Source organism: Lacisediminihabitans changchengi (genome assembly GCF_016634425.1).
GTDB lineage: Bacteria > Actinomycetota > Actinomycetes > Actinomycetales > Microbacteriaceae > Lacisediminihabitans > Lacisediminihabitans changchengi.
The window spans coordinates 460180-482885 of the sequence record NZ_JAEPES010000003.1; the positions used below are offsets into that span (position 1 = coordinate 460180).

Below are 22706 nucleotides of genomic sequence, written 5' to 3' on the forward strand. Positions count from 1 at the left end.
CTATCCGTTACTTCGTGCCAGCCCCGCTTGTGACGGACCGTGTGGCCTTGACCGATTCGGTGTCTGTGGTGTCGACCGTGGCGTCATTGCCTGCCGAAGACATAGCGTCTTCGTCGGTGTCCGAATAGGTGTCTTCAGAGTGTACCTCAGCGGTGGGAATGTACTCGCGACCGGCCACGTACACGCTCGGCTCGGTGCCGGTGTGGCGACGTGAGGCGACCATGAGAACGATGAGGCCGATGATCGCGACGCCCCAGCCGATCCAGATGTTTACCCGGAGACCGGCGAGATAGAGGCTCGGGTCGATGCGCAGGGACTCGAACCAGCTGCGACCGAGGCCGTACCAGACCAGGTAGAGGCCGAACACCTTGCCCCACTGCAGCTCGAACTTCTTGGCGATCGCCGTGATCAGCGCCAGGCCGACCAGCGCCCAGACGATCTCGTACAGGAAGTTCGGCTGGAAGATCGTGGAATCGGGAAGGCCGACCGGAAAGCTCGGATCGTCCGAGGGGATCTGCACGCCCCATGGCGCGCTAGTGGGCGTGCCGAAGTAGTCGTGCTCGAACCAGTCGCCGATGCGTTCACCGATGGTGCCGATCAGGATGCCGGGCACCGCCAGGTCGAGGAAGGTCGAGGTGCGCAGACCCGCGAGCCTGCTCCCGATGGCCACACCGATCAGTCCGCCGAGCAGCACGCCCCAGATCGAGACGCCGCCCTCCCAGACGAATGCCCAGCTCCACGCCCGGCTGCCCGCGCTGAAGTAGACATCGGGGTGCAACGCCACGTGCACGAGACGACCGAAGACGATGCCGAGCGGGATTGCCCAGATGGCGACGTCGACGACGATGCCCGGCTCGGCCCCGCGCGTGGTGAGGCGGCGGGAGGTCACGGCCAGCGCGATGATCAGGCCGAGGATGATGAACCCCGTCGAGGCACGAAGGTTGATGTCGAGGCCGAAGGAGGTCCAACCGAGGTCGCGGAACCACTGCCCGAGGTTGAATACCTGCCAGGCGTCGTTCGGGCTGGGGATGCTTGCGGGGAGGACCAAGGGGCTGGTTGCCTTTCGTGCGGAGTGCGTGTCACGCGGGGAGCTCGGCGGCTAGAGCCACCGAGGAACTAGCTAAGCGTACAACCCGCGACTCAGGCCGGATGCTGCCGCGGCGACGCCGGACACTCCCCCCTCGGCGAGGGCTTTCACGAGCGCCGAGCCGACGATCGCGCCGTCCGCGTACTCGATGACCTGGGCCACCTGTTCGCCGGTGGAGATGCCGATGCCGACACACGCATTCTCGGCGCCGTCGGCTTTGAGCCGCGCGACCAGCGTGCGGGCGGCGGCGTCGACGTCCTGACGGGCGCCGGTTATCCCCATGGTGGAGACGGCGTAGACGAAGCCCCGACTGGCCGCGACGGTGTCGGCGATGCGGGCATCCGTCGAGGACGGCGCCGCGAGGAAGACCCGGTCGAGACCGGTTCGCTCGCTCGTCGCCACCCAGTCGCCGGCGGAGTCCGGTGTGATGTCTGGAGTGATCAGGCCCGCGCCCCCGGCATTGCGCAGCGCGTCGGCGAAGCGATCGACGCCGTACTGCATCACGGGATTCCAGTAGGTCATGACCAGCACCGGTGCATCGACGCGGGAACGGATGCCCTCCACCGCCGCGAACACGTCGCGGGTTCGAAACCCGGCCTTCAACGCCGTCTGAGTCGCCTGCTGGATGACCAGGCCGTCCATGACCGGATCGGAGTACGGCAGACCGAGTTCGAGAATGTCCACCCCGTTCTCGACCAGCGCGACCGCGGCATCGATGCTGGTGGGCAGATCGGGAAAGCCGACCGGCAGATACCCGATCAGGGCACCGGAACCGGCGTCGCGACGCGCGGCGATGGTCGAAGATACGGTGCTCACAGCGGTGTTGGTCATTCTTGGCGAGCTCCCTCGTCGAACAGATCGAACCAGGCGCCAGCGGTCTGCACGTCCTTGTCGCCACGGCCGCTGAGGTTGACCAGGATGATCGCCTCGGGCCCCATCTCCCGACCGAGCTTCAGGGCACCGGCGAGGGCGTGCGCCGACTCGATCGCCGGGATGATTCCCTCGGTTTGGCTGAGCAGGCGCAGGGCATCCATCGCCTCGGTGTCCGTCGCCGGCAGGTAAGTGGCACGGCCGATGTCGTTGAGGTAGGCGTGCTCTGGCCCCACACCCGGGTAGTCGAGGCCGGCCGAGATCGAATGGGACTCGATGGTCTGTCCGTCCTCGTCCTGCAGAAGGTAGCTGCGGGCGCCGTGCAGGATGCCCGGGCGACCGCGCTCGATGGACGCGGCGTTGCGGTCGGTGTCCACCCCATCGCCCGCCGCCTCGTAGCCGTAGAGCTTGACGCTGGGGTCGTCGAGGAAGGCGTGGAAGATGCCGATCGCGTTCGATCCGCCGCCCACACAGGCGGCCACGGCATCCGGGAGCCGGCCGGTGAGGTCGAGCACCTGCTGCCGCGCCTCTTCGCCGATGATCTTCTGGAAATCGCGCACCATGGCGGGGAACGGATGCGGGCCCGCCGCGGTACCGAAGATGTAGTTGGTGGTCTCCACCGACGTCACCCACTCGCGGTACGCCTCGTTGATGGCGTCTTTGAGGGTGCGGGAGCCGGTCGTCACCGAGACGACCTCGGCGCCCAGCAGCCGCATCCTGGCCACGTTGAGGGCCTGGCGCTGGGTGTCGACCTCGCCCATGAAGATGGTGCACTCCAGGCCGAACAGGGCGGCCGCGGTCGCGGTGGCAACACCGTGCTGACCGGCGCCAGTCTCGGCGATCACGCGCTTCTTGCCGATCTTGCGCGTGAGCAGCGCCTGGCCGAGCACGTTGTTGATCTTGTGCGAGCCGGTGTGGTTGAGATCCTCACGCTTGAGGATGATGCGGGCCCCGCCGGCGTGCTTCGCAAAGCGCGGCACCTCCGTGATGATCGAGGGTCGCCCGGTGTAGGTGCGGTGCAGCTCAGCCAGCTCCGCCTGAAACAGCGGGTCGGTCTTCGTCTGCTCGTACGCCGCGGCGAGCTCGTCGATCGCCTTGATCAGCGACTCCGGCATGAAGCGACCGCCGTACTCGCCGAAGAACGGTCCGGCGTTGTTCCTCAGATGGGTGACGTCATTCGGGTTGCTCATGCTGTTCCTCTCGGGCCGTACGCGAAGGGTACTCGCGCCGGCATAACGACGTCAGACGGCCAGGAAGTCGGCGAGGGTGCGCCGGGGATCGCCGCCCGTGACCAGCGCCTCGCCGACCAGCACGACATCCGCACCGGCAGCGCGGTAGTGAGCGACATCGTCGGCGTTTTTCACCGCAGACTCCGCCACACGGATGACGCCGGCCGGGATGTGGTCGGCCAACGCCCCGAACAGGTCGGGGTCGAGCTCGAAGGTGCTCAGATTGCGGGCGTTGACGCCCACCAGGCGTGCGTCGATATCGATGGCCCTGGCCAGCTCGTCTGCACTGTGGGTCTCGACCAGCGCGGTCATCCCGAGTTCGCGGATGAGTTCGTGCAACGACGCGAGTCGGGGCTGATCGAGGGCAGCCACGATGAGCAGCACCAGGTCGGCGCCCGCGGCACGGGCCTCGAACACCTGGTACGGCTCACCGATGAAGTCTTTGCGTAACACCGGGATGGAGACGGATGCCCGCACCGCCTCGAGGTCGGCGAGCGACCCGCCGAAGCGGCGCTGTTCAGTGAGCACGCTGATCGCGCTCGCACCACCCAGTTCGTACTGCGTCGCCAGGGCTGCCGGGTCGGCGATCTCGGCGAGTGGGCCGCGGGAGGGGCTCGCACGCTTGACCTCGGCGATGATCTTCACCCGGTCGGTCGGCGCCAACGCTGCTAGCGCGTCGAGCGCCGGGGTGCGGGCGAGGGCCTCGACCTCGACCTCGGCGAGCGGGCGGAGCGACTGGCGTGCGGCCGCGTCCTCCAGGGACCCGGCGAGGAGGTCGGAGAGCACCTACTTGTCGTGCTTGGCGGTGTACTTGGGGCCGTATACGCCGTAGCCCATTTTGCTCAGGATAACGCCGACGAAGAATCCGACGACAACGAGTCCTGCAGCAGACCAGACAAGGATCGGCAGCTGCAGGAAAAAGGCCAGGGTGCCGATGGCGAAGCCCACGAGCATGATGATTACAGCGGTCCAGGCGGCGGGCGAGTTGCCTTCGCCGGGCTCGTGGAATTCGTCGCTCACTGGGTTTTCTCCTTCGTGCTTGGTCGGTAGAAAGTCTAGCGTGACGACGGATCGTCGCTCGTCGGGGCGGCCCCGGCTGGGCCATCCGGCGTCGGGTCGTTCCAGGCCGCATCGTCACCGGTCGGATCGGTACCGTCGCTCAGGCTGTCCCAGTCGGCTGCGGGGTTCTCCCCCGGCTTCTGCGCCTCGAGCCGCACGGTCTGGTACTTGCGCGACGATGCCGGCCAGAGGCGGCCGGTGATCAACAGAAAGACCCCGAGCAGAGTGACCAGCGCACCGACGACGATGGTGACCGCGGGCCATGCCGTCACGGTGACGCTGCGCACCAGAGCCGCCACCGGTGCGGCCCCGCTCACCCCGGTCGCCCCCGTGATGAGTGACGCGGATGCCGCGATCGGATCGCGCAGGGCGGACACGGCCGACAGCACGACGGTGATGCCGAGCAGGGTCTGCACGGCCCCCAGCACGTAGCGGATGAGGGGTCCGGCGATCGCGAGCGCGCCGACCAGCGCGAGACCGGCAAGCGCGAGGGTGACCAGGGCGGGAGCCGCGACATCCCCCGCAGCACTCAGGTGACTCTGGGTGGCGGCATTGCCGTCGATGGTGAGAGCGAACCACTGGCCGGTCCAGGTGAGGATGGTCAGACCGCTCAGCACCACGCCGGCGAGCATGGTGAACGACTTGAGTCTGCGCGGGGTCATGACCCGACCCGCTTCATCGCGTTGGCCACGGCCACCGCGCGCAGGGGCGCCGCCGCCTTGTTCTGGGTCTCCTGGTGCTCGGAGAGGGGGTCGGAGTCGGCGACGAGCCCTGCCCCGGCCTGCACTCGGGCGACCCCGCGGGCAATCGTCGTCGTGCGGATGGCGATGGCGAGGTCGAGGTCGCCAGCGAAGCCGAAGTAGCCAACCACTCCCCCGTAGAGTCCGCGCTGGGCGACCTCCAACTCGTCGATGATCTCCAGCGCCCGCGGCTTCGGCGCGCCCGACAGGGTGCCGGCAGGGAAGGTCGCGCGAAACACGTCGATCGAGTTGGCATCGGGCCGGAGGTCACCCTCGACCGAGGAGACCAGGTGCATGATGTGGCTGAATCGCTCCACCCGCATGAATTCGGTGACCTCGACCGAACCGGCGACGCAGACCTTGGACAGGTCGTTGCGAGCCAGGTCGACGAGCATCAGGTGCTCTGCGCGCTCTTTCGGGTCACCGAGAAGTTCGTCGCTCAGGGCGAGGTCCTCCTCCGGGTTCTGCCCGCGGGGGCGGGAACCGGCGATCGGATGCATGTAGACGTGGTCGTTCTCGACCTTGACCAGCGCCTCGGGCGAGGAGCCGACAATCCAGTACGGCTCGCCCGCCGCATCTTCCAGCGACAGCAGGTACATGTACGGGCTGGGGTTGAGCGTGCGCAGCACCCGGTAGACGTCGATCGGGTCGGCCGTCGCCTCGTGGTCGAAGCGCTGGGAGATCACGACCTGGAAGACGTCGCCGTCGCGGATGAAGTCCTTCGAGCGCTCCACCGCCGCCTGGTACTCGGCGGGTAGGATGCGCGGGGTCGGGCTCGGCGCGACGGTGAGGTCGACCTCGGCCAGCCACGCCTCCGACGGTTCGGCCAGGCGACGCTGCATGTCGTCGAGACGGGACTGCGCGCCGGCCCACAGCTGCGCGGCGTCGTCGACCCCGTCGTTGAGGGCGGTGGCGATCAGCAGCACCGCGCCGGTGCGATGATCGAGCACGACCAGCTCGGAGACGAAGCTGAACGCCTGGCCAGGAATGGCGAAGTCGGCCGGAGGGATGTTCGGCAGGCTCTCGATCTGCCGGATCGCCTCCCACCCGATAAACCCGACCAGACCGCCGGTGAGGGGCGGATGTCCGGGCACGTGGGCGGTGCCCCAGCGCTCGTAGAGATGGCCGAGTGCCTCCAGCGGTGCCCGGCTGAAGTCCGTGCCGAGCGCCCTGGCCTCGTCGATGCCGTAGTCGAGCCAGACCGCCTCGCCGTCGACCTGGGTCAAGACGCCGAAACTCGACGCCCCGACGAACGAGTAGCGCGACCAGATGCCGCCCTGCTCCGCCGATTCGAGCAAGAAGGTGCCCGGCGTGCCCTTGGCGAGCTTGCGGAAGATGCCCACCGGGGTCTCCCCGTCGGCGAACAGCTCACGGATCACCGGCACCACACGATGCCCGGCGAGCAGCGAATCGAACTCTTCTCGCGTACTTGTCTCACTCATCTGGTCTCACTCATCGAGTTCGCCGAACGTGGTCTGGTCGATCTCGTTGTCGACGAAGTCCGGAGTCTCGGTGCCGATGTAGCCCGTCTCCGGATGCGAGTCGCTACGGGAATCTCCGATGACCGGCGCCAGCGGATCGACGTCGAAACAGGCGTGCTCACCGGTGTGGCAGGCTGCGCCGATCTGCTCGACCTGCACCAGCAGGGTGTCGGCGTCGCAGTCGAAGGCCGCACTCTTGACGTATTGTCGGTGGCCTGAGGTATCGCCCTTGCGCCAGAACTCCTGCCGGGAGCGCGACCAGAAGGTCACCCGCCCCTCGGTGAGCGTTCGGCGCAGTGCCTCGGCGTTCATATAGCCGAGCATGAGCACCTGCTTCGTCGACTCCTCCTGGATGATCGCCGGCAACAGGCCGTTCTCGTCGAATTTCGCCCGGGTCAGCACGGAGTCGATGTCGGTTGCAGTCATGGTCATCTCACTTCGATTCCGGATGCCATGAGCTCGCGCTTCACATCACCGACGGTCAACTCTCCGTTGTGGAACACCGACGCCGCAAGCACCGCGTCTGCCCCCGCCTCGACCGCCGGCGCGAAATCCCGCACCGAGCCGGCGCCGCCGCTGGCGATCACCGGGACGCGGGAGAGCTCTCGCATCAGCCGCACCAGTTCCAGGTCGAAGCCCTGCTTGGTTCCGTCCGCGTCGATCGAGTTGACGAGCAGCTCGCCCGCCCCACGCTCGATCACCTCCGCGGCCCAGGCCAGGGCATCCAGTTCGGTCTCGCGACGGCCGCCGTGAGTGGTGACCACGAAGCCCGATGGCGCTGCCGCACTGCGCTTGATGTCGAGAGACAGCACGAGCACCTGCGCCCCGAACCGGTCGGCGATCTCGCCCACCAGCTCCGGACGCTGGATGGCGGCGCTATTGACCCCGACCTTGTCCGCGCCGACCGCGAGCAGGCGGGCGACATCGTCACTCGACCGCACGCCGCCGCCGACGGTGAGCGGGATGAAGACCTGCTCGGCGGTCGCCCGCACCACGTCATAGGTGGTGGCGCGGTCATCCACCGTCGCCGTCACGTCGAGAAAGGTGATCTCGTCCGCACCCTGCTCGTAGTACTTCGCGGCGAGTTCCACCGGGTCGCCGGCGTCGCGGAGGTTCACAAAGTTGACGCCTTTGACGACACGGCCTGCCGCGACATCCAGGCACGGAATCACGCGGGTGATGACGGCCACGGTCAGATCCTCGCGGCGTGGATCGGGCTGACCAAGATTGCCCGCGCACCCAGGTCGTAGAGGCGGTCCATGATCAGGTTGGTGTCGTCGCTGCGCACCATCACGCGCACGGCCACCCACTGGCTGTCGCGCAGCGGAGAGACGGTCGGGGACTCGAGGCCGGGAGCGATGGCGGAGGCCTGGTCGATGAGGTGCACGGGGAGGTCGTAGTCCATCAGCACGAACTGGCGGGCGACGAGCACGCCCTGCAGGCGGCGCTGCAGGATGGCGAGGCCGGGGTGCTCGGCGCGATTCTGTCCGGCACTGCCGCTGATCAGCACCGCGGACGACTGCAGGATGACCGGGCCGAAGATCTCGAGACCCTGCGCCCGCAGGGTGGAACCGGTCGACACGACGTCGGCCACGGCATCCGCGACCCCGAGCTTCACCGCCGACTCCACCGCGCCGTCGAGCTTCACGAGGTGCGCGGCGACGCCGGCCTTCGCCAGGAAGTCGCCGACGAGACCGGGATAGCTCGTGGCCACCCGGATGCCGTCGAGGTCGGTCAGCTCGCTGAACTGGCCCGGGCGACCGGCGAAACGGAAGGTGGATCCGCCGAAGTCGAGGCTGGCGATCTCCGCCGCGGTCGATCCGGAGTCGAGCAGCAGGTCGCGGCCGGTGATACCGACATCCAGGGCGCCGGAGCCGACGTAGGTGGCGATGTCGCGAGGGCGGAGGTAGAAGAATTCGACGTCGTTGCGCGGGTCGACAACGTTGAGCGCGCGCGGGTCACGACGGCCGGAGTATCCGGCCTCGGCGAGCATCTCAGACGCGGTCTCGCTCAGGGAGCCTTTGTTGGGCACTGCGATGCGGAGCATTGTTCTCTTTCGGTCGGCAGAAGGATGCGGGCGACGGGTCGGAGCTCACCGATCAGAGATGTCGCCAGATGTCCGCCGGGGCGAGCCCCTTCGCGACCATGAGAACCTGCAGGTGATAGACGAGCTGGGAGATCTCCTCGGCGGTCTCGTCGAGCGACTGGTATTCGGCCGCCATCCAGACCTCGGCGGCCTCCTCGACGATCTTTTTGCCGATCGCATGCACGCCGGCGTCGAGCTCCGCGACAGTGCCCGAGCCCTCGGGCCGGGACGCGGCCTTCTCGCTCAGCTCCACAAAGAGGTCGTCGAAGGTCTTCACCCCTCTAGGTTAGTGGCCCGTGCCGGCCGGTTAGCGCGGGACCTCCGCTGGTCGAGTAGCGCACGCTCGCGTACCCAGGCGCGGGACCGCCGCCGGTCGAGTAGCGCACGCGCTCTGGCGCGTCCGCGGATCGAGGCCACTCCGAGTGCTTCCGAAACGACGGAGATACTGCCTCCTCCAGCGAAAACACGGTCATCCGGGACCGTTTCTGCAGAATCTCCGTCATTTCGGGGAGGGAGCCTGCCTGCTGGTGGCCGAATATGCCCTCAGTCGGGGCGCGACGATTGCCTCTGGGGTTTTCTCATGAATCACTCGGCAGATGGTGCAAATGCTGCTGGTCGACGTTGGGTTGATACTCGTCGTAATGCTGATCATCGCGGTGGTTGTCGGGAGCGCGCAAGAACCCCGTCGAGATGCAGCAGATCGAGGAATCCCGTCAGCGGCGAGAGGAGGCTCGGGAGCGCCGCCGATCCGCGACCTGATGGCGGGCCGAGACGTCGGCACTCCGCTCGACGCGACCCGCCGCTGCGGTCAACAGGATGCACCCTCCGGAATTACCGATGTGGTCCTGTTGAGGGGCGGTTGTGCGATCTCATCCTGTTGACTGCCGCTTGAGCAAGGGCGGGTTTAAGCCTTCAGTCGAGGGGTTCGCGTATCGAGGCGCGAGACCATCGCCGGTCGAGTGGCGCACGCGCTCTGGCGCGTCCGCGTATCGAGGCCAGTCTCGGGTGGATTTCGATACGGCTGCTCCTTCGTCGCGGCCTACTCAATCAGCGACCGTCGAGCGCGAAGCCCGGCGACACCCGCCCCGCAGGCAACAGGATGACCCCTCCGGATCTACCGAACTGGTCCTGTTGAGTGACGGTTCCGCCATCTCATCCTGTTGACGGACTCGTCGAGTCTCAGCCGAGGGTGACCGCGCCGTCGGCCGCGGGGACGAGGGCAGCTGCCGGCTCCAGCCTCACGATGACGGCCTTCGACGTGGGGGTGTTGCTACCGATTCCCGCGCTGTCGAGCGGCACGAGGACGTTCGCCTCCGGATAGTAGGCGGCGGCGCAGCCGCGTGCGGTGGCGTACGACACCACGCGGTAGTTGCGCAGCACTCGCTCCGTTCCGTCGTGCCACTCGCCGAAGATGTCGACGCGCTGCCCGTCGGCGAGACCGAGTTCGATGATGTCGTCGGGGTTCACGAAGATCACATCGCGTCCCTTGTGGATACCGCGGTATCTGTCGTTCAGGGCGTAGATCGTGGTGTTGAACTGATCGTGCGAGCGCACCGTCTGCAGGATGAGGCGGCCGGCCGGGCGTTCGAGATGCTCCAGTGCGTTGACCGTCATCATCGCCTTGCCCGTGGCCGTGGTGAAGGTGCGCGAGTCGCGCGGTCCGTTCGGCAGGACGAAGCCGCCCTTGCGTCTCACCTGCCGGTTGAAATCGTTGAAGCCCGGGATGACGCGGCTGATGTGGTCACGGATAACGTCGTAATCGTCCTGGAGGCCCTGCCAGTCGACCGGACCGGCGTCGCCGAGAGTCGCTCGCGCCACCCCGACGATGATCGCCAACTCCGACCGGAGGTTCGTGGACACCGGCGGCACGCTGCCGTGGGTGGCATGAACCGCGCAGACCGTGTCTTCGACCGACAGGAACTGCGGCCCGGACTTCTGCAGGTCGAACTCGGTGCGACCGAGAGTCGGCAGGATGAGGGCGGCGGCTCCGGTCACCGTGTGCGAACGGTTGAGCTTGGTCGACACCTGCACGCTGAGCTCGGTACCGCGCATGGCTGCTTCCGCGGCATCCGTGTCCGAGATCGCGGCCACGAAGTTACCGCCGACCGCCATGAAGACCTTGATCTGCCCACTCTGCATGCCCGCGATGGTCTTGAGAGAGTCAAAGCCGTGATCGCGCGGCGGGTCGAAGCCGAACTCGGCCTGGAGGGCATCGAGAAAGGTAGGCGACATCTGCTCCCAGATGCCCATGGTGCGGTCGCCCTGCACGTTGCTGTGCCCGCGGATCGGGGATGCCCCGGCCCCCTCCTTGCCGATGTTTCCGCGTAGGAACAGCAGGTTCATCAGCTCTTTGAGCGTGGAAACGGAGTTCTTGTGCTGGGTGAGCCCCATGGCCCAGGTGATGATGACCCGGTCGGCCGCGATGTAGCGCTCGGCCAGCTCGTCGATCTGCGCAGACGTGAGCCCGGTCGCGAGCAAGACGTCGGCCTCCTCGACGGCGAGCAGATTGGCCCGGGTCTCCTCAAAGCCAGACACGTGCTTCTGGATGAAATCGTGATCGAGCACCGTGCCGGGATTCGCCTCCTCGGCGAGCAGCACCCGTTTCGACACCGCCTGCATCAGCGCCATGTCCCCGCCCAAACGGATCTGCAGGAACTGGTCGGCGATGGCGGTGCCCTTGCCGATCACACCGCGCACCCGCTGCGGGTTCTTGTAGCGGATCAGCCCGGCCTCCGGCAGCGGATTGACCGCCACAATGCTGGCACCCTTGCACTTCGCGTCCTCCAGCGCGGTCAGCATCCGCGGATGATTGGTGCCGGGGTTCTGACCCATGACGATGATCAGGTCGGTGCGCTCGAAATCGTCGTAGGCGATGGTCGATTTGCCGATGCCGATGACCTCGCCGAGCGCGGTACCGGTGGCCTCGTGGCACATGTTCGAGCAGTCGGGCAGGTTGTTGGTCCCGAAGGCGCGCGCGAACAGCTGGTAGACGAAGGCGGTTTCGTTGGCCGCGCGACCGCTCGTGTAAAAGGCCGCCTCGTCGGGACTGTCGAGGGCTTTCAGGGCATCACCGACGATGGTGAAGGCCTCGTCCCAACTGACCGGCGCATAGTGGGCGGAACCGGCGGGCTTGTAGACGGGCTCCGTGAGCCGCCCCTGCATGCCGAGCCAGTACTCCGACTTGTCGGCCAGGTCACTCACCGAATACTTCTGCCAGAACTCGTGCGGCACCAGCACCGGGGTCGCCTCCCAGGTGACGGCGCGCGCTCCGTTCTCGCAGAACTCGAGGGTCTTGCGCCTGTCGGGGTCGGGCCAGGCGCAACTCATGCAGTCGAAGCCGTCCTTCTGGTTGATGGTCGTCATCAACTTCGCGGTACGAGCGAGCCCCATGCGACGGATGGCAGGCTCCATCGAGTTGAAGATGGCCGGCATCCCGACGGCCCAATCCTCGCGCCGCTCCACCGTGAGTTCCGGGTAGTCGTTCTCCGCGCTGACGGGAGTCTTCTCGGGGCCGTCCGTGCTCATGACGCGTCTGCTTTCTCGAGGATCGGCTGGTTCGCGGTGTCTGCAGGTTCGGATGCATCTGTGCGTTCGGAGGCATCTGTGCGTTCAGAGGCATTTGGGGGTTCAGAGGCATTTGAGGGTTCGGACAGGATGCGCTGGTCGGCCGAGTAGACGACCATCGAGCTGCCGCGCAGGAAGCCGACGACGGTCAATCCCAGCTCACCGGCCAGTTCGACCGCGAGGGACGACGGCGCCGACACCGCCGCCAGAATCGGGATGCCCGCCATCGACGCCTTCTGCGTCAGCTCGAAGCTCGCCCGGCCCGACACCATCAGCACCATGCCGGTGAGCGGCAGCAGATTCTCTTTCAGGGCCCAGCCGACCACCTTGTCGACCGCGTTGTGGCGACCGACGTCTTCGCGCAGCACCAGCATCTCGCCGGTTCGTCCGTCGAACAGGGCCGCGGCGTGAAGTCCCCCGGTCTTCTCGAAGACGTCTTGCCCGGCGCGGAGCCGGTCGGGGAAGGAGGCCATAAGCTCCGCATCGATGGTGAGCGGGTCATCCGCCACCGCGTGCCGAGACAGGGTGCGGACCGCGTCGATGCTGGCCTTGCCGCAGAGCCCACACGAACTGGTGGTGTAGAAGTTGCGCTCCAGGCTCGGGTCGGGTGGCGCGACCCCGAAACCCAGCGTCACATCGAGCACGTTGTAGGTGTTCTCCGGCATCAGGGAATTCTGGCTGTCGACCGTCGCCCCGGCGCAGTAGCGCGCCGCCCCGAAGTCGCTGGCCTGCGCGATGACGCCCTCCGAGACCAGGAAACCGGCGGCCAGGTCGAAATCGTGCCCAGGAGTGCGCATCGTGATCGCGAGTTGTTTGCCGCCGACCCGAATTTCGAGCGGCTCCTCGACCGCGAGCACGTCCTCCCGACGCTTCGGCTCCTGCCCGACAGTTATGCGGGTAACGCGACGTCGAACCGTGATTCTTCCCATCTGTCAGGAGTAACACCGACTGCGCTCCCTGACAACGGCCAAACGATCGTGTCGCGACGCTGGGGCGCGGCCTAGGGTGATGCACATGGAGTTCGATGCGGTGGTGCTCGCCGGCGGCCGGTCGGCCCGGCTCGGCGGCACGGCCAAGGCGCTGCTCGAGATCGCCGGACGGTCACTGCTCGACCTCACCCTCGATGCGGTGACGGATGCGCGGCGCACCGTCGTCGTCGGCGACGTCACCGTGCGCCCCGGCGTTCTGCTCACCCGCGAGAACCCCGCTTTCGGCGGGCCGGTGGCGGCGACCGCCGCCGGACTGGCCCGACTTGCCCCCGGGGCGGAGCACACCCTCGTGCTTGCCTGCGACATGCCGCTGATCGCCACGGTGATCACCGCGCTGCGGGAGGCCGGCGGCGGTATCGCCGTCGACGACGGCCGCGAGCAGTACCTGGCGGCGCTTCTCCCGACCGCTGAGCTGCGAGCCGCCACCGCGGGACCCGTCGACGGCATCGCCATGCGCACAGTGCTGGCGGCGATCGATCCGATTGCCCGGGTCCCCGTCCCCACTGGCAGCACCCGCGACATCGACACCTGGACCGACGCCGAACTGTTTGGAGCACACGCGTGACCGAGAAAGACGATACCGATCAACTGCTCGCTGACTGGTCGGCGACGCTCACCCGGGAGCTCGGCGTCGCCGGGCTCACGATCGACGTAGACGAAGTGCTCGCCCTCGCCGGGGTCGCGGCTCGCGCCGTCGTGCGACCGGCGGCCCCGCTCACCACCTTCGTGGTGGGCTACGCCGCCGGGCTCGCCGCGGCCGCCGGGGTCGAACCAGACCGGGCGGTCCGCGAGGCGATCGCCACCGCCGCGGCCCTCGCGGGCAGGGCATGAGCATCACCCAGCACCACGGCGCCACGACGGGCACGCGAGCCGGATGGCTCGAGGCTCGGGAGGTGGCGTTTGCCGCGGCATCCGTCGTCCCGGTCGAGACCGTTCCGCTCGATGCCGCGGTCGGCCGGATACTGGTCGAGCCCGTCTCCGCATTGCTCGACGTTCCGCACTACGCCTCGTCGGCGATGGACGGCTGGGCGGTTGCCGGAGCGGGGCCGTGGGACATCGTCGAGCGGGCGGCGCTGCGACCGGGCGAGGCGACGGCGATCGTCACGGGCGGCGACATCCCGATCGGTGCCGATGCGGTGGTGCGCAGCGAGATCGCCGAACGGTTCGACGGCAGACTTCACGCCTCGACGCCGACGCGCGGTCACCACATTCGTCCCGCGGGCGAAGAAGCCACGCGCGGCGAGACCGTCATCGCGGCCGGCACCGTGCTCAATCCGGCCCACGTTGCCCTCGCCGCGGGCGCGGGGCACGACACACTGACGGTGCGCGGGGCGGTGACAGTCTCGCTCGCGTTGACCGGTGGCGAAGTGATCACCGCCGGCCTCCCCGCTGCCGGCCAGGTGCGCGACAGCTTCGGCCCGCAGCTGCCCGCCATGCTCCGGATGCTCGGGGCGTCGGTCACCAGCTCGCGGCGGGTCGCCGACACCATCGACGACACCATCGCCGCGCTCTCGCAGCCCGGCGTAGCCCTCGTCATCAGCACGGGGGGCACCGGCAATTCCGCTCGCGATCACCTTCGCACCGCACTGGAGCGACTCGGCGCCGAGATGCTGATCGACGGCATCCGTATGCGTCCGGGCGGGCCGACGCTGCTCGCCCGGCTGCCCGGCGGCTCTCTCGTGCTCGCCCTCCCCGGCAATCCGCTCGCGGCGATGCTCGCACTGCTCACGATCGGCGGTCCGCTGATCGCCGGAATGACCGGCGTGGCGCTGCCCGACCTGGACACGGTGACGCTCGCGGTGGCCGTCGACGGTGTGGCTGGGGGCGCGGTGTTGATGCCGTACCGGCTCGAGAACGGGGCCGCCGTGCCCAACCGGCACCGGGCATCCGGGATGATGCGCGGCCTCGCCGACGCCGCGGGCGTGCTCGTCGTGCCGTCCGATGGCGCGAAGAAGGGCGACCGCGTCACCGCGATCGCCCTTCCGTGGAACTGAGTCTGTTCGGGTCTAGCTGACGCCGAGCAGGTCGATCACGAAGATCAGGGTGCGGCCGGAGAGCTGGTGTCCGCCGCCGGCTTCGCCGTAGGCGAGGGCCGGGGGAACGATCAGCTCGCGGCGGCCGCCGACCTTCATGCCGGGGATGCCCTGCTGCCACCCGGCGATCAGCGCGGCGAGCGGGAAGTCGACGGACTGCCCGCGGCTCCAGGAAGAGTCGAACTCCTCTCCCGACTCGAAGTCGACGCCGAGGTAGTGCACGTCGACGGTGGCGCCGGGGGTCGCCTCGGGGCCGTCGCCGACCTCGAGGTCGATGAGGACGAGCTCGCTGGGGGCATCGCCGTCGTATGGCTCGATCTCTGGCTTGGTCTTGTTGAAGTCACTCATGGTGACAATTCAAGCAGAGTCACGCCTCGTCGTGCCGCGCCCTGTCGCCCCCCCCACTTCCGAAATGAAGGCAATGCTCGCGACACGCCGAACGGCTGCGTCAAAGTGACGGCGTGGCGGAAATTTTTCCTTCATTTCGGAAGGGGCGCCGGGGCGGGGAAGGTCCGTTAGAGAAGGCCGTTAGTGCGTGTGGGCGGCGGCGGCAGCGGCACGCAGCGCGGCGATCTGGCTGGCCGGCTCCCCCACGTTGTAGACGCTCGAACCCGCGACGAAGGTGTCGGCCCCGGCCTCGGCGGCGATGGTGATCGTCTGCTCGGTGATTCCGCCGTCGACCTGCAGCCAGACGTCCAGCCCCGAGGCGGAGACGGCCTCGCGCAGCAAGCCCAGCTTGGGCATGGTGCTCTCCATGAAGCTCTGGCCACCGAAACCCGGCTCCACGGTCATGACCAGCACCTGATCGAACTCGGGCAGCAGTTCAAGATAGGGACGGATGTCCGTTCCCGGCTTCACCGCGATGCCGGCGCGGGCGCCGATCTGGCGCAGTCGGCGGGCGATCGCCACCGGGTCAGCGGCGGCCTCGGCGTGGAAGGTCACCGAGAACGCGCCGACCTCCGCGTAGCCGGGTGCCCAGCGATCCGGGTCGTCGATCATCAGGTGCACGTCGAGCGGCAGAGGCGACACGCGCTGGAGGGACTCGACCATGCGCTGCCCGAAGGTGAGGTTCGGCACGAAGTGGTTGTCCATGATGTCGACGTGCACCAGGTCGGCGGTGGCGATCCGGTCGAGTTCGTGTTCGAGATTGGCGAAATCGGCGGTAAGGATGCTCGGATTGATGCGCGCGGTCATCCCACGATTTTACGGCTGGTCGACCGGGCTGCTCGTCGCGCCTACTCGTCGCGCTGCAGAAGGGCGATGAACATCGCGTCGGTGCCGTGGCGGTGCGGCCAGAGCTGCACGTGACCGTCGTCGCCGTCCCCGAGCGGAAGCGGCGTCTTGGTCACGCCGGACAGGACCTCGACCGCGTCGAGGCGTCGGACATCCGTGCGGTTCTTCAGCACCGAGCCGACGACGGCCCGGGTCTCAGCGAGGTGGGGCGAGCAGGTGACGTAGGCGAGGATGCCGCCCGGCTTCAGCGCGGTGAGTCCCGCCTCGAGCAGCTGGGTCTGCAGCGCGGAGAGGTCTGGCACGTCTTTCGGCTGCTTGCGCCAGCGTGCCTCCGGGCGGCGGCGCAGCGCGCCGAGACCCGTGCATGGCGCGTCGAGCAGGATGCGGTCGAACTGTCCGGCAAGCTGCTCGCCCAGCTCTCGACCGTCTTGCACGAGCACCTGCGGCGGTTCGGGCAGCACCTTCAGGGCATTGCGCACCAGTTGCGCGCGCGCGGGGGTGATCTCATTGGCGACCAGCGTGACGCCACCGAGAGCGGCCTCCGCGGCCAGCAACACCGCCTTGCCGCCCGGACCGGCACAGAGATCAAGCCAGCGCTCGCCCGGCTCGATCGGCCGGGCGCGGCTCAGAGCGAGCGCGGCGAGTTGCGAGCCCTCGTCTTGCACCCGGGCTCGGCCCTCGTGCACCGCGGGAAGCAGTGCGGGATCTCCCCCATCGCTGACCCCGGCGACCGGCGAGTACTTGGACGCCCGCTCGCCCCGGATCTCGGACACCTTCGCGATGCCGGGCAGCGCGACCAGGCTCACCTTCGGAGCGAAGTTATCCGCCTCGAGCAGCGCCTCGAGCTCCTCCTCGCGCCCCTCGGCGGCCAGGGCCTGCCGAAATGCGCGCACGATCCAGACCGGATGCGAGAACTCGAGCGAGAGCCGCTCGTCGTCGGTGCGCGGCGCAGCCATCACTCGAGCGCGCCACTCATCCGGTTCGGAGCGGGTGATGGTGCGGAGCACACCGTTGACGAAGCCCGTGGCGGAGCGTGAGCCGACCTCACGCGCCAGCGACACCGACTCGTCGACGGCGGCATGCGCGGCGACACGCATGGAGAGTAGCTGGTGCACTCCGAGGCGCAACACGTCGAGGATCGCCTCGTCGATCTCGCTGGTCGGGCGTTTCGCCGCCAGCTCGATCACGGCGTCGTAGTAGCCCTGCTGACGCAGCGTTCCGTAGGTCAACTCGGTAGCGAGGGCGGCGTCCTGCGCACCGAGCCGGGCGCGCTCCAGCTTCACCGGGAGCAGCAGGTTGGCATACGCGTCGTCGCGGCGTACCGCGGTGATCACTTCGTACGCGACCCGGCGGGCCGGCTGGATGCGCGCGGGGGCGACGCGATTCTGCTCCGAGCGCGCGGGGCGGATGCGGCCGGAGGGATGCTGGTTGCTCACGATGCCACCGCCGCCGCGCCAGTCGGACGACCACGCCACCAGTCGGTAGCTCCCATCGGCTTCTTACCGGCCGGATGCACGGTGGTCAGCTCGATCGGATCGGAGGCGGTACCCACCAGGAGCACTCCCCCGTCGAGGGCGAAGGCCCCGGGAGCGAGCGGGGCTCGGTCGCGGGCGATGGTGGCCTGGAGCACCTTGAGGCGCTGATCGTCGAGCATCGTGAACGCTCCCGGTTCGGGCGTGACGCCGCGGATGAGACTGTCGACCGCGATCGCGGGCTGCGCCCAGTCGATCCGGCCGTCGTCGAGGGTGAGTTTGGGGGCCAGGGTGACCTCACCGACCTGCGGCTCGGGCCGCGCGTCGCCGTCGGCGATCGCATCGATCACCTGCACCAGCAGTTCAGCGCCAGACAGTGAGAGCGAATCGAGCAGGTGCCCGGCCGTCTCGTGGGCACCGATCGGCTGCCGCAGGTGGCCGTACAGGTCGCCGGCGTCGAGCTCCGGCACCAGCTGGAAGACGGATGCGCCTGTCGTCTCGTCGCCCGCGATGATGGCACGCTGCACCGGGGCCGCCCCGCGCCAGCGCGGCAACAGCGAGAAATGGAGGTTGATCCAGCCCAGGCGCGGCATCGACAGCAACGGCTCACGGACGAGTCCGCCGTACGCGACGATCACCCCGAGGTCGGGCTGCAGGGCGGTGAGCTGTTCGGTCGCGGCACCCGCGAGCCGATTCGCCTTGATGATCGGGAGTGCGAGAGCATCCGCGGCCTCGGCGACAGCGGTCGGGGTTAGCGTGCGCTTGCGCCCCTGCGGCGAATCCTCACGGGTAAGTACTGCGAGCACGTCGTGGCGGCTGGCGGTGAGGGCCTGCAGACTCGGAACCGCGGCGGACGGACTCCCGGCGAAGACGATCTCGAGATCAGACATCGGCGGAGTTCCGGGAGTGGGCGCGGGCGGGCGAAAGGTGCATGGCGTGGTGGATCACAGTCGTTTGGTCGAGCTCAGGTGGTCGAATTCAGGTGGTCGAACTCATTGTTGGTCGAATGGCTCGGTGTCGTCGAACCGCACCTTAAGTGTAGGAGGCACCGGGCGGGGGGCGGCCGCGGTCACCCGCTTGCGCCTGCTCGTGGCGTTGCGAATGACCTCTGCTCGCAGAGCGGATGCCACGGCCGCCCCCTCCGCGTAGTCGAATCGTACGATCGCCCGCTCGCCGCCCGACTCCTTGCCGGGCGTCGGTTGCACTTCCACCGGCCCGAGCACGTCCACCCGCTCGAGCTCGGAGACGATCTCGCTGGCTCGCTGCACGGCGGCGGGGTCACCCGTGATGGTCGCGACGCGCACGGCGGGCGGAAACCGCAGCCGGCGACGATCGTCGAGCTCTGACCGCGCGTATGCCGCGAGCCGCCAGGTGGTGAGGGCCGACGCCAAGGCGCCCCCGACCCCGACCAGCACGGTGGGCGCGCCGGGCGCGGCGAGGGCGATGGCATTGGACCACCAGCGCAGGCAGTCTTCGGCGACGCGCAGGCTCTCGCGGGCGAGCATCCGCTCTCCGTCCAGGAGCAGCACGGCGCGGTAGCCGCCAGCAGCGATCGGTTCGGCTCCGCGGGTAGCGATCACCAGGGCGGGCTCGGCGCCCACGTGGAGGATCGGTCGCTCTCCATCCGCGATCAGCACGCGAACGCCAGGGAAGGCTCGGCCGAGGTCTTCGGCGGTGCGGCCGGCGCCCTGGCCGATGTTGCGCAGGGTGGTGCCTTCGCAGTTGGAGCAGGTCCAGTTCGTGGCCAGTCGGCCGCACCACTGGCAGCCGGGCACCGAGCGGGAGGACTTCAGTCCGAGCGGGCCCTCGCAGAACTCGCACCGCGCGGACTGCGTGCAGTTGGCGCAGGCGAGCCTCGGCGCATAGCCGGGGCGAGCGACCTGCACCAGCACGGGGCCGCGCTCGAGCGCCGCGCGGGCCTCACGCCAGGCGCTGGAGGGGATTCTGGCCTGAGCGGCAAGGCGGTCTTGCGACTGCTGCTGCGCCGTCGGGATCACCTTGGGCAGGTACGAGCGGATCGGGGACATCGATTCGACCCAGCCGATCTCCACCAGGCGCTCGACATCCGTGCTTCTGGCGTGACCGAGAAACAGCAGCGCGGCACCCTGCTGCTCCTGCCGCACCAGAGCGGCGTCGCGGGTATGAATGTAGGGGCTGAGCGGCTCAGAGTGCAGCGGGTCACCGTCATCCCAGATCGCGATGAGCGAGAGACGGGCGGCCGGGGCATAGACGACCGAGCGATTGCCGACGATGACCAGCGGGGTCTCGCCGAGACAGTCGAGTAGCGCGCGATAGCGATCGGGGTTCGCCTGCTTGGCGTCGAGATGGACAATGCGCTCGGCGGGCAGTACGGCGCGAAGTGCCGCAATGAGCTGGTCTTGATCTCGATAGTCGGGAACGGCGAGGATGACCGAGCCCGCCTCGAGCGCGCGCGTCGCGGCGGCCGCGAGGGTCGTCGCCCAGTGCCCCACCCACGCGCCCGGCTGGTCGCCGCTGCGGATCTCGCGGACCAGCGGCAGCGCGTCCATCGCCACACGGCCCCCGGCTGCCACGACGGTGTCGAATCGTGCGGTGTCGTATGCGTCGAGTTCTCGGGGCACGATGGGCACCGGCGCCGACGGGGCTTCCCGGGCCAGCCAGGCCTTCTCGACCCGCACCTGGCGCTTCGGGATGGCGAGGCGCACGACGTCGCTCACACTGCCGGCCGCCCGATCGGCCACCTTGCGCGCCAGCGCCCACACCTCGGGGGTCAGCACCCGCGCCGGGGAGACCACCGCGTCGAGGTCGCTGAGCGTGCCGGAGTAGTCACCGACCTCCGCCAGCTCCACCAGCAGGCCGTCGGCGATGCGCCCGGCCGAGCGCAGCGGAACTCGCACGCGAACGCCAGGAACCGCCTCGGCGACGAGAGCGGGGGGGATCCGGTAGTCGAACAGGCGGTCCAGTTGAGGAAGCGGCGAGTCGATGAGCACGCGCGCCACGGTCTGACGGCCGGAACCGTCGAGCGCGGGCAGATCGCTCATCGGGATGCTGCCCGAATCAGAGACCGGCGACGCTGCGCAGCGCGTCGACCCGGTCGAGACGCTCCCAGGTGAACTCGGGAAGCTCGCGGCCGAAGTGACCGTAGGTGGAGGTCTTGGCGTAGATCGGGCGGAGCAGGTCGAGGTCCCGGATGATCGCGGCGGGGCGCAGGTCGAAGACATCCCGGATCGCCCCGATGATGGTCTCCTCCGAGACGTGCCCGGTGCCGAATGTCTCCACGTACAGTCCGACCGGCGACGCGGTGCCGATCGCGTAGGCGACCTGCACCTCGAGGCGGTCGGCGAGACCGGCGGCGACCGCGTTCTTGGCCACCCAACGCATTGCGTACGCGGCAGAGCGGTCGACCTTCGACGGGTCTTTTCCGCTGAAGGCTCCGCCACCGTGGCGACTCGCGCCACCGTAGGTGTCGACGATGATCTTGCGGCCGGTGAGGCCGGCGTCTCCCTGCGGTCCGCCGATCTCGAAGCGGCCGGTCGGGTTGATGAGCACGCGGGGATCGACGCTCTCGAGGTCGACGCGATCGAGCACCGGGCGGATCACCAGCTCCTCGATCTCGGCGCGCAGCTGCTCGGTGCTGACCCGCGGCGAGTGCTGGGTGGAGAGAACGACGGTGTCCACCGTGCGCGGCACGATTCCGTCGTAGCCCACCGTCACCTGGGTCTTGCCGTCGGGGCGCAGGTAGTCGACCAGGCCGGTGTTGCGCACCTCGGCGAGGCGCTCGGCCATGCGGTGAGCAAGCCAGATCGGCACCGGCATGTACTCGGGCGTCTCGGTGGTCGCATAGCCGAACATGATGCCTTGATCGCCAGCGCCCTGCCGGTCGAGCTCATCGATGCTGGCCTGCTCGCGCGCCTCGAACGCGTCGTCGACGCCCTGGGCAATATCGGGAGATTGTCCGCCGATCGAGATGCTCACGCCGCAGGAACGACCGTCGAACCAGACGTCGGATGAGTTGTAGCCGATGTTCCAGATGCGCTCGCGCACGATGGTGGGGATGTCGACGTACCCGGTGGTGGTGACCTCGCCGGCGACGTGCACTAGGCCGGTGGTGACCAACGTCTCCACGGCGACGCGACTGTTCGGGTCGACCTCGAGAAGAGCATCCAAAATGCTGTCGGAGATCTGGTCGCAGATCTTGTCGGGGTGACCCTCGGTCACCGACTCCGAGGTGAACAGTCGGAAAGGTGCAGTGCTCATGGGTATCCCCTGGATCGAGTCGTGGAGGCGGCTGCCGGAGGCTCTCAGACGAGCGAGTCCAACAGACGATCGGCCACCGACGCCGTGCTTCCGGAGGCCTCCATCACTATAGCTGCGGCGCTGTCGAGCACCACGATCGTGTTGCTCTCTGTGGCGAAACCCTCGCTCTAGCCCACCCTGTTGAGGACGAGAGAGTCACAGCCCGTGCGCGCGACGCGCGCTGGTCAGCCGACCAGAACGAGAAGACGGACGACACCGACGGCGTGATACGCCGCGATGCCGCCCGTCATGCCGACGATGATGTTCAGGCTTCTGACATACACCGAACCGGTCATCGGGGGTGAGGCGAGAGGAGTTACTCGGCCGGCTCGGCGAGCGGCGTGACGGTGAGCTTGTCCTCGTTGATCTCGTGCATCGCCACGGAGAGCGGCTTGTCTTCGATGGTCGAGTCGACCAGCGGTCCGACGTTGTCGAAGAGGCTTCCCTCGTGCAGGTCGGCGTAGTAGTCGTTGATCTGACGGGCCCGCTTGGACGCGAAGATCACGAGTGCGTACTTCGAGTCGACCTTCGACAGCAGTTCGTCGATGGGCGGGTCGATGATGCCCTTGGCGCGTTCAACCATGGTGG

Annotated in this window: 22 protein-coding genes and 1 pseudogene; 3 read left to right on the forward strand and 20 right to left on the reverse strand. The window is 68.3% G+C overall.

The features are described 5' to 3' along the window. Window positions 1–7: 7 nt before the first annotated feature. The 13 genes and pseudogenes from IV501_RS10485 to fdhD form a co-directional block, all read right to left on the reverse strand. Entirely contained in the window at window positions 8–1048 is a 1041-nt protein-coding gene (locus IV501_RS10485; protein WP_200555107.1) for a prolipoprotein diacylglyceryl transferase, read from the reverse strand. Window positions 1049–1120: 72 nt separating this feature from the next. Further along, window positions 1121–1918, reverse strand: a complete 798-nt coding sequence (gene trpA, locus IV501_RS10490) for a tryptophan synthase subunit alpha (protein WP_200555106.1) — start codon at window positions 1916–1918, stop codon at window positions 1121–1123. Then, window positions 1915–3147 (reverse strand): tryptophan synthase subunit beta, encoded by a 1233-nt coding sequence (trpB, locus tag IV501_RS10495; protein WP_200555105.1) that lies wholly within the window; start codon window positions 3145–3147, stop codon window positions 1915–1917. The genes trpA and trpB overlap by 4 nt, the downstream gene beginning before the upstream one ends. Before the next feature lie 51 nt (window positions 3148–3198). Beyond that, complete coding sequence (gene trpC / locus IV501_RS10500; protein ID WP_200555104.1) at window positions 3199–3972, reverse strand: indole-3-glycerol phosphate synthase TrpC; 774 nt, start codon at window positions 3970–3972, stop codon at window positions 3199–3201. Then, window positions 3973–4206 carry a DUF6704 family protein gene (locus tag IV501_RS10505; RefSeq protein ID WP_200555103.1) on the reverse strand — a complete coding sequence of 78 codons (234 nt, stop codon included), beginning with the start codon at window positions 4204–4206 and terminating at the stop codon, window positions 3973–3975. Between the two features lie 35 nt (window positions 4207–4241). After that, window positions 4242–4907, reverse strand: coding sequence for a Trp biosynthesis-associated membrane protein (locus IV501_RS10510; RefSeq protein ID WP_200555102.1), 666 nt, complete (start codon window positions 4905–4907; stop codon window positions 4242–4244). Then, window positions 4904–6427 (reverse strand): anthranilate synthase component I, encoded by a 1524-nt coding sequence (locus IV501_RS10515; RefSeq protein ID WP_200555101.1) that lies wholly within the window; start codon window positions 6425–6427, stop codon window positions 4904–4906. Before IV501_RS10515 ends, IV501_RS10510 begins: the two co-directional genes overlap by 4 nt. Window positions 6428–6538: 111 nt before the next feature. After that, window positions 6539–6892: pseudogene (gene hisI / locus IV501_RS10520) on the reverse strand (phosphoribosyl-AMP cyclohydrolase); the annotation flags it as partial. 2 nt (window positions 6893–6894) lie between these two features. Next, window positions 6895–7656: an imidazole glycerol phosphate synthase subunit HisF gene (hisF, locus tag IV501_RS10525; protein WP_200555099.1), complete on the reverse strand. Its 762-nt coding sequence runs from the start codon at window positions 7654–7656 to the stop codon at window positions 6895–6897. A gap of 2 nt (window positions 7657–7658) precedes the next feature. After that, window positions 7659–8513 carry an ATP phosphoribosyltransferase gene (gene hisG / locus IV501_RS10530; RefSeq protein WP_200555098.1) on the reverse strand — a complete coding sequence of 285 codons (855 nt, stop codon included), beginning with the start codon at window positions 8511–8513 and terminating at the stop codon, window positions 7659–7661. 52 nt (window positions 8514–8565) lie between these two features. Beyond that, a complete protein-coding gene (locus tag IV501_RS10535; RefSeq protein ID WP_200555097.1) occupies window positions 8566–8829 on the reverse strand; it encodes a phosphoribosyl-ATP diphosphatase in 264 nt (87 codons plus the stop codon). A gap of 902 nt (window positions 8830–9731) precedes the next feature. Beyond that, window positions 9732–12077 carry an FdhF/YdeP family oxidoreductase gene (locus tag IV501_RS10540; RefSeq protein ID WP_200555096.1) on the reverse strand — a complete coding sequence of 782 codons (2346 nt, stop codon included), beginning with the start codon at window positions 12075–12077 and terminating at the stop codon, window positions 9732–9734. Next, complete coding sequence (fdhD, locus tag IV501_RS10545; protein WP_200555095.1) at window positions 12074–13045, reverse strand: formate dehydrogenase accessory sulfurtransferase FdhD; 972 nt, start codon at window positions 13043–13045, stop codon at window positions 12074–12076. The genes IV501_RS10540 and fdhD overlap by 4 nt, the downstream gene beginning before the upstream one ends. Before the next feature lie 85 nt (window positions 13046–13130). Here fdhD and mobA point away from each other — a divergent pair, with 85 nt between their 5' ends. The 3 genes from mobA to IV501_RS10560 are packed head-to-tail and all read left to right on the forward strand — an operon-like array spanning window position 13131 to window position 15099. Beyond that, window positions 13131–13670 (forward strand): molybdenum cofactor guanylyltransferase, encoded by a 540-nt coding sequence (mobA, locus tag IV501_RS10550; protein ID WP_200555094.1) that lies wholly within the window; start codon window positions 13131–13133, stop codon window positions 13668–13670. Continuing rightward, complete coding sequence (locus IV501_RS10555) at window positions 13667–13936, forward strand: DUF6457 domain-containing protein (RefSeq protein ID WP_307812170.1); 270 nt, start codon at window positions 13667–13669, stop codon at window positions 13934–13936. Before mobA ends, IV501_RS10555 begins: the two co-directional genes overlap by 4 nt. After that, window positions 13933–15099, forward strand: a complete 1167-nt coding sequence (locus tag IV501_RS10560) for a molybdopterin molybdotransferase MoeA (RefSeq protein WP_200555093.1) — start codon at window positions 13933–13935, stop codon at window positions 15097–15099. Before IV501_RS10555 ends, IV501_RS10560 begins: the two co-directional genes overlap by 4 nt. 12 nt (window positions 15100–15111) lie before the next feature. Here the strand turns inward: IV501_RS10560 and IV501_RS10565 are convergent, their stop codons facing one another. From IV501_RS10565 to rpoZ, 7 genes are all read right to left on the reverse strand, one after another. Beyond that, window positions 15112–15486, reverse strand: a complete 375-nt coding sequence (locus IV501_RS10565; RefSeq protein ID WP_200555092.1) for an FKBP-type peptidyl-prolyl cis-trans isomerase — start codon at window positions 15484–15486, stop codon at window positions 15112–15114. A 180-nt stretch (window positions 15487–15666) separates the two neighbouring features. Beyond that, the gene (gene rpe, locus IV501_RS10570) at window positions 15667–16332 is read right to left on the reverse strand and encodes a ribulose-phosphate 3-epimerase (protein ID WP_200555091.1); all 666 of its coding nucleotides are present in this window, start codon (window positions 16330–16332) and stop codon (window positions 15667–15669) included. A gap of 41 nt (window positions 16333–16373) precedes the next feature. Then, complete coding sequence (locus tag IV501_RS10575) at window positions 16374–17780, reverse strand: RsmB/NOP family class I SAM-dependent RNA methyltransferase (RefSeq protein WP_307812197.1); 1407 nt, start codon at window positions 17778–17780, stop codon at window positions 16374–16376. Window positions 17781–17803: 23 nt separating this feature from the next. Next, entirely contained in the window at window positions 17804–18733 is a 930-nt protein-coding gene (fmt, locus tag IV501_RS10580) for a methionyl-tRNA formyltransferase (protein ID WP_200555090.1), read from the reverse strand. A gap of 102 nt (window positions 18734–18835) precedes the next feature. Beyond that, window positions 18836–20863, reverse strand: coding sequence for a primosomal protein N' family DNA-binding protein (locus tag IV501_RS10585; protein ID WP_200555089.1), 2028 nt, complete (start codon window positions 20861–20863; stop codon window positions 18836–18838). Window positions 20864–20879: 16 nt separating this feature from the next. Next, complete coding sequence (gene metK, locus IV501_RS10590; RefSeq protein ID WP_200555088.1) at window positions 20880–22079, reverse strand: methionine adenosyltransferase; 1200 nt, start codon at window positions 22077–22079, stop codon at window positions 20880–20882. Between the two features lie 355 nt (window positions 22080–22434). Continuing rightward, window positions 22435–22701 (reverse strand): DNA-directed RNA polymerase subunit omega, encoded by a 267-nt coding sequence (gene rpoZ / locus IV501_RS10595; RefSeq protein WP_200555087.1) that lies wholly within the window; start codon window positions 22699–22701, stop codon window positions 22435–22437. Between the last annotated feature and the right edge of the window lie 5 nt (window positions 22702–22706).